This window comes from Actinoplanes sp. TFC3 (assembly GCF_001553785.1).
In the GTDB taxonomy this organism is placed as follows: Bacteria; Actinomycetota; Actinomycetes; order Mycobacteriales; family Micromonosporaceae; genus Actinoplanes.
The window spans coordinates 1,228,209-1,236,477 of sequence record NZ_LOJP01000002.1; the positions used below are offsets into that span (position 1 = coordinate 1,228,209).

At 64.0% G+C, this 8,269-nt stretch carries 6 protein-coding genes and 1 pseudogene; 4 read left to right on the top strand and 3 right to left on the bottom strand.

The features are described 5' to 3' along the window. Positions 1–27: 27 nt before the first annotated feature. The gene (locus TFC3_RS39835; protein WP_236718586.1) at positions 28–357 is read right to left on the bottom strand and encodes a hypothetical protein; all 330 of its coding nucleotides are present in this window, start codon (positions 355–357) and stop codon (positions 28–30) included. Between the two features lie 237 nt (positions 358–594). Here TFC3_RS39835 and TFC3_RS40595 point away from each other — a divergent pair. Next, a pseudogene (locus TFC3_RS40595) lies at positions 595–996 on the top strand (toxin glutamine deamidase domain-containing protein); the annotation flags it as partial. Between the two features lie 402 nt (positions 997–1,398). Here TFC3_RS40595 and TFC3_RS39840 read toward each other — a convergent pair. After that, positions 1,399–1,650, bottom strand: a complete 252-nt coding sequence (locus TFC3_RS39840; RefSeq protein WP_067509678.1) for a hypothetical protein — start codon at positions 1,648–1,650, stop codon at positions 1,399–1,401. A gap of 45 nt (positions 1,651–1,695) precedes the next feature. Between TFC3_RS39840 and TFC3_RS36555 the strand changes: the two genes are divergently transcribed. Continuing rightward, positions 1,696–5,406 carry a toxin glutamine deamidase domain-containing protein gene (locus TFC3_RS36555; RefSeq protein ID WP_236718587.1) on the top strand — a complete coding sequence of 1,237 codons (3,711 nt, stop codon included), beginning with the start codon at positions 1,696–1,698 and terminating at the stop codon, positions 5,404–5,406. Next, positions 5,399–5,893, top strand: a complete 495-nt coding sequence (locus tag TFC3_RS37590) for a hypothetical protein (RefSeq protein WP_153040587.1) — start codon at positions 5,399–5,401, stop codon at positions 5,891–5,893. The genes TFC3_RS36555 and TFC3_RS37590 overlap by 8 nt, the downstream gene beginning before the upstream one ends. Here the strand turns inward: TFC3_RS37590 and dnaB are convergent. Continuing rightward, positions 5,890–7,308 (bottom strand): replicative DNA helicase, encoded by a 1,419-nt coding sequence (gene dnaB, locus TFC3_RS32880; protein ID WP_067509688.1) that lies wholly within the window; start codon positions 7,306–7,308, stop codon positions 5,890–5,892. The two genes, TFC3_RS37590 and dnaB, sit on opposite strands and share 4 nt — an antisense overlap. Before the next feature lie 470 nt (positions 7,309–7,778). Here dnaB and TFC3_RS38345 point away from each other — a divergent pair. After that, on the top strand, positions 7,779–8,269 hold a 491-nt coding region (locus TFC3_RS38345), incomplete at its 3' end, for a hypothetical protein (RefSeq protein ID WP_369819718.1).

The window sequence follows — 8,269 nt, forward strand, 5'->3', positions numbered from 1 at the left end:
CCTCGCCCCCCACCGCCGCGTCCATCCTCAGCCCCCGGCCCGTCCGATTCTGATCACTACCTCCGGTTCGCGCGCGATCAGCGAGCCGCCTACGCCACCTTCCGGCATCAGGATTCGGTCGACCGGCTTGAGCAAAAGGCCGAGGGCGCCCGCCGTCAGGAACGCCGATCCCGCCGAGCCGCCCGAGTCGCAAAGTTCCTCCGATTTGATCCGGCTCTGGCAAAGACTTTCGAGGCGAATGTCGAGGCGGCGCGCGTCATTGCCGACCGGGCGGAGGCTGACGCGAGGGTGCTGCGTGACCCGGCATTCGCCACGGAAATGGGTTCGACGACAACGGTCGAGCCGCAGGATTGGCACCTGGCGAACCGGGACAGCGGCCAGCTTGCGCCCGGCGCGGTGTCATTGGGAAACCATTCAATGCTGACGGGTACGGGTGACCCGCCGCCCATCGACAGCACGCGCAACTATGGCGGGTTCGGTGGTTTGCGCGCCCCCCTGGCTCAGCACCAGCTCGACCTCGAAAACGCCGTCCCGCGTGACTACTACGGCAACCCGGCCCGGCAGGTCGATCCCCGTTCGCCGTACTTCGCCCTGATGAACGATGGCGGTCCCACAGCCGACCCCACCCGTGGGTTGAATTGCCAGGATTGCGTTCTGTCCTTCTTCGACACGTACGTCCACGGCCGCCCCCGCGTATCCGCCCCCCGAACTTTCGACGCCTACCGCGACGGCGACCCGCAACGACCCTTGTATGGAGAGGCAATCGGCCCCGAACGCGTCGAACACACCACCGGCGGCCGCCTGCAATCGCTGTGCAAACCGCACCCGGATCCTCAAGTAGCGCAAAGACAAGTAGCGCAAGCCCTGTCCAAGGTCTCGACCCAACTTATCGCCGGCGGCCACGGCTCCTTCGCGTTCTTGATGAACAGTTGGGAAGGCGGCTCAGCCCACGCCTGGGCCGCCGTCAACCAGCACGGCGAAATCCTCTTCGTAGATCCCCAAAACGGCCGCATAGCCCAACCCGGAATGTCGCTCTACGGCCACCGCGGCCACCCCCATCCCGACAACCTGACCGCCTTGGACGCCTTGGTAGTAGACGGAAACGGCAAACCCCTCCCGTTCCCCAACCATGAAGACGGCTGGTGGCGCCCCACAACCCAGAAAATCCCTCCACTTCCAACCCGCCCGCCAACGCCCCCTTCAGCTCCCGCTCCCACTCCGAATCCCGCCCCCAAACCGAATCCCACTCCCGCACCGTCTCCCAGGCCACGTCCCACTCCCGCACCGTCTCCGAGGCCACGTCCCACTCCCGCACCGTCTCCGAGGCCACGTCCCACTCCCGCACCGTCTCCGCTTCCGACCCGGGACCGCATTGCCGAAGCCCTCGAACCCCGCCCGCTACCCCCGGAAGCCCTGGCCCGCCGCAATTACCGCGAATACCTCCAACGCACCCGCAGCCGCTATGAGGAAATTCGGCGGAATGACCACGCCGACTGTCTCCTGCGCGTAGCCGAGCAGCACCGTGCCCAGGTCAGCGCCCTCAACGACCAGGCCGATGCCGCCTACCGGGCCGGCTCCACGATCCTGGCTGACCGCCTGCGCAAAGACGCCCTCCTCGCTCGGGAAGACGCCGAAAACCTGGAGAACCATTCCGATTCCGTACGCCGCGGAGCACACGTTCCCGCCCGAACCGAATTGGATCCGCCGGACTGGTCAAAGCTGAATGACGACCTGGGAGAACTCGCCTATGAAGGCGTGGAAGCACCGGGCCGATCGGCGCTGACCGGGGATGACAACCCGCCTTCGATCGACCGCAGCCGCCCTTACGGGAGGAGCGGCGGATTACGGGCACCTTTGGCCGTACACCAGAGGGATCTGGAACGCGCCATGCCCCGCGAATCGGACGGTCAGGTGAAACGCCTGGCCGACCCGCGCGACGGAAATTGGTTCGCCTTGGCCAACGATGGCGGCCCCGTAGCGGATCCCACCCGGGGCATCAATTGCACAGACGGCGTCTTGTCTCTCTATGAAACCTACATCCACGGTCGCCCGCGGGTATCCGCCCCACGAACCTTCGACGCCTACGCCAAAGGCGACCCCACCCGCCCCTTAGGAGCCGAGAAAGGCGGACTGTCCAGAATAGAAAAGGCGGTCCAAGGCAACTTCCAAACCCTCACCCCGTACGTAGCCAGCCAACCGCCCGCCGAAACGAAAAAGGCAACCGACGCAGCCCTCTCAACCCTGCAAACCCAACTCCACACCGCAGGCCACGGAGCATTCGCCTTCATAGTCACCCGAGCCGAACAAGGCACGTCGCACGCCTGGTCAGCAGTAAACCAAAACGGAACCATCCTCTTCCTCGACCCCCAAACCGGCGCCATCTCTCCATCCCAGCCGCTCTACACCCACAACGGTTCTTCTGACCCGGGCAACGTGGTCGCCCTCGACGCCCTGGTAGTCGACAACCAGGGCCGCCCGATCGCCGGTGACCAACACCAAGACGGGCTTTCTGCCGAGCCGGCCGGGGCAGCAGAGGTCTTCGATTTCCTCAGCGATGCTGAAAAAACCGCGCTAAGGGCATCTGTCCACGAGGCGACGGCGGTCGCGGAAATCGAGCTGGAGCGCATGCAGCGCGTTGCCCACGCCGCCATGACCGCGGGTAAATATCGACCTCAGCTTGTTGGAGAGCAGCACCGCGTCAAGTCCCTTACATCCCTCGCTAGAAAGTTCGCCGCGCGCTCATTCGCAAAGGGCATTGCGGTCGAGGATTACCTCGCTCAAGCGACGGACCGAGTGCGCTTCTCCATGACGCTTCCCGAATCGGCCTATGCGTCAACTCTTCGCCAGGTGCTGCAGACCCTGCGCGCGGAAGGCTACGGAGTTCTGGAGGTTCAGAGCTTCTTCGGCGACGGCCGCGGACGCCACAACGGGCTCAACGTCACCCTCGTAACGCCCGAGGGCTTCCGGATGGAACTGCAATTCCCCACCCAACGGTCCTGGCAAGCAGGAAAGCTCACCCACGACCTGTACGAGATCATCCGCTCGACCGACGCACACGACCACGCCATCACAGGCATCGAGCGAACCGAGGCTTTCCTCGCCACCTTGGCGATCAACAAAAACCTACGAATGAGCGAACACCAACCGGCTGGCCTGCCGACCCTGCCCGGGCTGACGTCAACAGACACGTCACTCGCCGCCTGGGCCACCGGCGGCGGACGTGCATCTTGGAGCCTTTACCTCGACGCGCTCAAATCTGACGGTCTCACCGTGGAGCAGGCCCTCCATGATTGGAACCTCACACCCGACGACATCCCGGGCATAGAGAGGCTGGATCAACCACGTGACGGATCCCCAGTTTCATTACCAAGCGCTTCTGAAAAGCCAGAGCTCAAGCGAAGTAACAAGCCTGATCGCCTTCCGGGAGTCAGCCACGACAGGCCTGCAAGCGGTGATCTGGCACGCGGCCCAGCAGAAATGGGTCTACGCCCCACCCGTCGCGGCGACTCTACTGTACGACGACTCATCCGCGACCGAGTCGCAGCCAGTAGATCGCCCCACAGCCGAACGCCTGGCGAGGGAACACCTCCACACCAACCTCCCGACCCCGGAACAACTCACAACAATGATCGAAGCAGCGACCCCCACTACCTGAACAACACTCATCAGCCACCACCTGCTCGAGAACCGACGAGCCAAAGCAACGCTGCAGAGGTCGAGCGGGCCCTCCTTCATTCGCTGAGTCCGAATGAACAGGCCGTCTTGCATGAGTCGGTCGCCGAAGCACAGCAGGTCGCCGACGCGGTTGCTCGAGATCTTGAAAGTGTGCTCGGGGATGGGGACGGGTATCGGCCGCAGCTGGCTGGCCTGGAGCATCGCGTCAAGGCCGCGGCATCGTTAGGGCGAACCTATGCCACAGAATCGGAGCTTGAGTCTCTCGACGTCCGCGACTTCCTGGCAACGGTGAAGGACCGGGTTCGCTTCTCGATGTTGCTACCCGAAGAGCGCTATGGAAGCCATGTCCAGGGTGTCCTGAGGGCACTGAAAGAGCGCGGGTATCGAGCTGTGAGGGTCGTCAGCTTCTGGGGAATTGGCGGTCGGCACAACGGGCTCAACGTGACGTTGGCTCGTCGGGACGGCTTTAAGCTGGAGCTTCAGTTCCCCACCGAACGTTCTTATGCCGTCGGTCGGGCGACTCATCAGCTCTATGAAGCAGTACGGCTGCAGCGGTCGCCAGTATGGGTTCGCGTACATGCTTTCTTGGAAATCATCTCGATCGGCCGTCAAGCCGACATGGACGGGCATCAGCCGGATGACCTAGCGCTCGTACCGGTCGACAAGCATGTTGATACAAGTTTCGCGCACTGGATCGCAGCACAGCCTGCGATCCTGGCCGGATACGCCAACTATTTGACGAAGACCGGCCAAAGCTTCGAGGACGTCCTTCGCCGGTTCGGGCTTTCGCCGCGCGAAATCCTGACGGCAGGCGGCACTAAGGGGATTGATGACCAGCTCGCAGTTCTACTACAAAGCCGTGCACAAGGCGGATCTGCCGGCGGAGACGAGCAGCATCATCGCCTACCAGCTTCGCAACGACGGCAACCTTCGCGCGATCATGTGGAGCGGCCGGCGAGCGGCATGGATTTACGCGCCGGCATTAACGACGAGGTTCCTCTTCGACGACCAATATCTGGACCGGACGCGGATCCTCCAGCGCCCGGAAGCCGAGGAGATCGCCAGAGCGAAACTGAGCACCACCCTGCCCCGCGAGGAAACGCTGCTGGCGATGTGCGAGGAAGGGGAGCAGATGGGGTGGGATCTCGGCCCACCACGTCAGTAGGCGGTGGCGAGCTTGTCGACACTCATCGCGGACCTGTTCGCATCAACGCTCGGCTTGGCCAGATTCCTGGAGCTCTTGGTGATGCCTTTCAGTTGGGCGTGCACTATCCAGACGTCTTCGCCTATAACGAGGAACGAAATCAAGCCGCCTCTCTCGGCCATCTCTATGACGTGAGGGCGCTGACGGCCGAGCATGACCGGACGGACCGGCTGGGGAACCCCGACGTTCTGTTACGTGAGGATCCGGCTGACATCGGCACGTACGGTGAATTGAAGGGCTTGAATCATCTCATCACGGGAGGGCGGGATGGTGACTTGTCACGGCGGGTGGACCGCCACATCCGGGATGCTTTCGGGCAGGATCCACGGATAACTGTGGTATTGGTGGACGGCCGGGAAGCCGGACTGACCCTCGAAGGTGCCTTGCGGGGGATACGGCGTGCGTTGGGCGCTTGGCGTCACCATGGCCGCCAGCTCCGACCAGAGGATCGAATGTTTATCTTGCTGGGTGACGGGCGTCAGGTCACTTGGCGAGGCGACTCGGAGGCTGTTGATGTCAGTGCGTGAGCAGATCTTTCTGCGGACCGACAAGTCGCCTCAGGAAGTGGCAGGCATTTTGGCCCGGCTCGTCGGCGGAGAGGCTGCAGCGGGCCGGGAGAACACCTGGTTGCTGACCCGAACCGAACGCTTGGTGGCAGGCGTAAGCGGGGAGTTCGGCGGCCCGGTTCTTGAACACCCATCCGAGTTGTCTCATCGACCGCCCGGGGAATTTGAGGCGCCGGATTGCTACAACGTCGAACTTCGGTTATGGCAGGCGCAGGGTCCTCGCCTTCACCCGACCACCGGCGTTGACGTGGAGAACGCAGCGGCGGTAGCACTCTTCGACGCTGTTGTAGTGGCAGGATTCACCGCGATCCACGTCGAAAATGACGAGGTTCTGCTGCGGGCCAACCTGCCGGGGACGGGCGCATACGAATTTTCCGCCAGCACCAGCATCTACGACTGGGATGCCGAGCGGTGGAACGGGTTTGTGGTCGTACCTGCTGAGTCTTAGACGATGGCCATGTCGACGAAGCGCGACAAATGCAGCTGCGCAGCCACCGTAACCGTGTCGGTGGGGCCGTTTCGGTGCTTGGCGACGATGAAGTCGGCTTCGCCGGCTCGGGGGCTTTCTTTGTCGTAGTAGTCGTCACGGTGCAGGAGGAGTACCACGTCGGCGTCCTGCTCGATGGAGCCGGATTCACGTAGGTCCGAAAGCTGGGGGCGCTTGTCGGTGCGCTGCTCGGGGCCTCGGTTCAGCTGGCTTACCGCGATGACCGGGCATTCGATTTCCTTGGCCAGCAGCTTGAGGCCTCGGGACAGTTCGGAGACCTCTTGCTGGCGGCTTTCCGTTTTCTTTGGCGAGCTCATCAGCTGGAGGTAGTCGATGACCAGGAGCTTGAGGTTGTGACGCTGTTTGAGGCGGCGGGCCTTGGCTCGGATCTCCATCAGGTTCATGTTGGGGGTGTCGTCGACGAAGATGGGCGCCTCGCTGATTTCGCCCATGCGGCGGGCCAGTTTGGTCCAGTCGTCGTCGGATAGCTGGCCTGAGCGCAGCGTGTGCAGGGGGACGCGGGCCTCTGCCGACAGCAGGCGCATCACCATTTCGATTTTGCTCATTTCCAGGGAGAAAATGGCGCTGGCGCAGTTGCTGCGGATTGCCGCGTTGCGGGCGAAGTCCATGCTGACCGTGGACTTTCCCAGACCCGGGCGGCCGGCCACGATGATGAGCTGGCCCGCATGCAGGCCATTCAAAAGCCGGTCAAGGTCTGAGAAGCCTGTGGGTACGCCGGTCATCACGCCACCGGATGCACCGACGGCTTCGATCTCATCAAGCGTGGGTTGCAGCATGTCACCCAGGGCGGCGAAGTCTTCGCTCACCCGCTTTTCGGTGACGTCGTAGATCGCCTGCTGGGCCAGGTCGACAATGTCGTCGACGTCGCGGCCACCCGAACCGCTGGCACCATAGCCGAGCTGCACAATCTTGGTGCCGGCTTCGACCAGCCGGCGCAGTACCGCGCGCTCGGAAACAATGCGCGCGTAGTACGACGCGTTGGCGGCGGTCGGCACGCTTTCGATCAGGGTGTGCAGATACGGCACACCGCCGATGCGTTGCAGGTCTCCGGAGTCGGTCAGGGCCGCGGCCACGGTGACGCCGTCGGCGGGTTCGCCGCGTCCGTACAGGTCAAGAACGACGTCGAAAATCCGGGCGTGCACCGGCCGATAGAAGTCCGGGGTCTTCAGGATCTCCACCACGTCGGCGATGGCGTCCTTGGACAGCAGCATGCCGCCCAGCACGCTCTGCTCGGCCGCGATGTCCTGCGGCGGGGTCTTGTCGAAGCCACCGCCGTCGCCGGACGGTGGCGGACCTGGCGGGCGCCCGGACGACTGGGGCCGTGCCTCGGGTCGTGCGTCATCGGTGACGGACACTCCGACCTCCTCCTTCTGCCCCTGCGGAGGCGCCGGCGCTGCAACGCGCCGGGACGATTGCGCACCCGAGTAGATCAAACACCAGAGGTACGACACTTTCGGGTGAGGACGCGCCCACCGGAGTGACCCAGGACACGAAATCTCCCCGCCTTCCCCGCTTAGGGCCGATTTGACCCCACCGGTACGGCCAAAGCCGGTGATCCAGCGTCGGTAACCATACGAAGGCCCACGTCATCGGCCCAAACACAGCGGTGGATGGCCCTCGGGACAACCTGTGGACAAACGGCGCCGACCTGTGTGCAGCCCTGTGCACAGCCTGTGTAAAACCCCTGAGGACATCTTCTCGTGAAGCGCTCTGACCAGCGGTTTTATTGTCCCCAACATGTGGACGAAAGAAAAAGCTGCTGCCCGTGACGAAGCCATCGCGTCAGGGCGTTGCAGATCTGGGCGTTGCACGGCACGCTTTTCAGGTGGACCAACGGGAGTGGGACTACGGCGCCCGCCTGCCGCGAGAGCGCAGCGCCGCAGAGCCGTGGTCCTCAGCCCGCCCGGAAAGTCCCGATTCGCCGGAAAGCGGCGACCCCGGCACGCCGATCTGGGGCACCGGTTCGGTGACCGACACCGGCAGCATGCAACCCATTCCCGAGGCGATCGCCTGGTCGCTGCGAGCCGAAGCCTGGGCCCAAAACGAGGACCAGGCCGTCGAACGTTCCAGCTCCGGCACGGTCAGCCGCTGGTCAGACGTCGCGGCAACAGGCCGCCCCCCGGTCCCGGCCGACGGCGTCGGATGGCGTACGTCCACAGCTGAGTGGCGCTCCACCACCGACGCCGCCCACTGGCGCCAGACCACCGAATGGCGCTCGGCCTCCGGCTCGCACGGCTGGCGCCAAACCACCGAAGCCTGGCAAGCCAACGGCGAAGACGACGTCCCCCTGCCCCCGCCCACGGAGCCGTCCACCCG